Origin of the sequence: Parasynechococcus sp. (assembly GCF_042954325.1) — a bacterium.
GTDB lineage: Bacteria > Cyanobacteriota > Cyanobacteriia > PCC-6307 > Cyanobiaceae > Parasynechococcus.
The window spans coordinates 1-2,433 of the sequence record NZ_JBGKDS010000048.1 but is presented as its reverse complement, the minus strand read 5'-3'; the positions used below and the strand labels follow the sequence as shown (position 1 = coordinate 2,433).

Here is a 2,433-nt window from a genome sequence, read left to right as displayed (position 1 = left end):
CAGAGTTGGGATCATCAGCACACCGAACCAACCGACATACAGACGGTTGTTGGTGGAGGTGACCCACTCACAGAAGGCCTGCCAGCTGGAAGCGCCGGAGCGCTGCTGGAGGGTGGTGGTCATGAGAACGGAAAACAGCCTTTGGGACGAATCCCGGCGGCAATAAGAAAGGTCGGTTAACCCGACAGAAGAAATGTAAAGGAAGTTTGCGCTCCACGCACCGCTACCACCCCTGAGATCTCCTGATCCCTCCCATCAGCTCAGCTGATCACACCTCGTCGGCTCTGGGGAGGCCTCGGATTTGTGGGCGTCCCAAAAAGGGGGGCGAACAAAGTCGTGGAACGCCCCTATAAACAAGTTGATATCAGACGCTGCTCGACGTGACTATCCGGGTTGGGATCAACGGTTTCGGTCGAATCGGTCGCCTCGCCTTTCGTCAGGCCGTTGCCAATCCAGAGGTGGAAGTCGTGGGCATCAACGACCTGATCAACGTCGACTACCTGGCGTATCTGCTCCGCTACGACTCCACCCACCGTCGCTTCTCCGGTGAAGTGGTCGTTGAGGATGGCCATCTGATCGTGAATGGAAAGGTGGTTCGCACCACCTCGGAACGCGACCCCAACGACCTGCGCTGGGGCGACCTGGGTGTCGACTATGTGCTGGAAAGCAGCGGATTTTTTCTCACTGACGACAGCGCCCGGGCCCACATCAATGCCGGAGCGCGGCGCGTGGTGATGAGTGCGCCCTCGAAGGACGACACCCCGATGTTCGTGATGGGAGTCAACCATGAGAGCTATGAGGGGCAGGACATCGTTTCGAACGCCAGCTGCACCACCAACTGCCTGGCTCCCATGGCCAAGGTGATCCACGACAACTTCGGCATCGTCAGCGGGCTGATGACCACGGTTCATGCCACAACGGCAACTCAGAAACCTGTGGACAGCCCATCTCTGAAAGATTGGCGCGGCGGACGTGGTGCCGGACAAAGCATCATCCCCAGTTCCACCGGTGCAGCCAAAGCTGTAGGCCGCGTGATCCCGGAACTGAACGGAAAGCTCACCGGAATGGCCTTTCGTGTTCCAACCCCGGACGTCTCCGTCGTCGACCTGACGGTGAACCTGGCCTCATCGACCAGCTACGACGCGATCAAGTCCGTGATGAAGTCCAGCGCCGAAGGGCCCTTGGCTGGAATCCTTGGCTACACCGATGATCCGGTCGTGTCCAATGACCTGCTTGGAGAGAGCTGTACGTCTGTCTTTGATGCTGGCGCCGGCATGCAACTCAACGACCGTTTCATGAAACTGATCGCCTGGTACGACAACGAGTGGGCCTACAGCTCGAAGTGCCTTGAACTGATGCAGCACATGGAGAAAAGCGTCTAAACCCAATCGAGAGCAAAACAACCTCCATGTCCGATCTGCAGATCCGACCACTGCAGGACTCCGACATTCCGACCGTGGTCAATTGGGCACGGCTCGAGGATTTTGCTCCTGGAATCGGCGATATCACGATCTACCGAAACACCGATCGTCAGGGAATCTGGCTGGGCTGGCAGGGGGACACTCCGGTCGGCTGTATCGCCGGCGTGAAGTACAACCAGTGCTTTGGATTCATTGGTCTCTACATCGTTCAGCGTGATTTTCGTGGCCATGGCCATGGCCATCAGCTCTGGGAGACGGCTCTGAACCACCTCAGTGACGTGGACTGCATTGGTCTGGAGGCAGCGCCCAAACTGATCGATCACTACGGGGAATGGGGGTTCCGCAGTGATGCGAAAACCATCCGATGGCAACTGCACAACCGTCATCCCGAAGCCAATGTGCAGCACAGAGCTGATCAGTCAGGTCTTGAGGTCATCCGGGGGGTCAATCTCACGATGGAGGCTGTCCATGAGTACGACGCCAAACGGGAGGCCACACCGAGACACCACTTTTTGACGCAGTGGCTCTCCCATCCAGCAGGGGATGTGATGACCCTGATGGACAACGCAGGGCAATGCCATGGTTTCGCTCGCATCCGCCCATGCCTGCTTCCCATTGCCGAGGGCTGGAGGATTGGACCGATTCTCGCGGACAGCGCTGAGCTCGCCCGCGTCCTTCTTGACCGTCTTCTGATCGATCATCCCGGCGTTGTTCTGATTGATTCGCCGGCCACCAACCAAAGCGCAGCGATGGTGTTGTCGAGCCTGGGCTTCAAGCAGGTGTCAGCCACAACCCGGATGTATCGCGGCACTGTCAAACCACTGCATAACGATGCCGTGTTTGGCCTGGCCTGTCTGGAACTGGGCTAAGACGTTGTCGCACCAGACAACAAAAAGCCCCCGCCGTGAGGCGGGGGCTTTCCGATTCAGTTGATCTGAATCGTTTGTTCTGTTCCAGAAGGAACAGGTTGATTCCAGATCAACCGATGGCAGGTGCCTGCAGAGCCACAGGA

Annotated in this window: 2 protein-coding genes and 1 pseudogene; 2 read left to right on the top strand and 1 reads right to left on the bottom strand. The window is 58.0% G+C overall.

Going from position 1 to position 2,433, the window contains the following annotated elements; genetic code table 11:
• Positions 1–123 (bottom strand): annotated as a pseudogene (locus ACGVKB_RS07455) (photosystem II q(b) protein); the annotation flags it as partial.
• A 257-nt stretch (positions 124–380) separates the two neighbouring features.
• Here ACGVKB_RS07455 and gap point away from each other — a divergent pair.
• Both gap and ACGVKB_RS07445 read left to right on the top strand, forming a co-directional pair.
• The gene (gene gap / locus ACGVKB_RS07450) at positions 381–1,382 is read left to right on the top strand and encodes a type I glyceraldehyde-3-phosphate dehydrogenase (RefSeq protein ID WP_392350691.1); all 1,002 of its coding nucleotides are present in this window, start codon (positions 381–383) and stop codon (positions 1,380–1,382) included.
• 26 nt (positions 1,383–1,408) lie between these two features.
• The gene (locus ACGVKB_RS07445) at positions 1,409–2,290 is read left to right on the top strand and encodes a GNAT family N-acetyltransferase (RefSeq protein ID WP_392350689.1); all 882 of its coding nucleotides are present in this window, start codon (positions 1,409–1,411) and stop codon (positions 2,288–2,290) included.
• Positions 2,291–2,433: the final 143 nt, after the last annotated feature.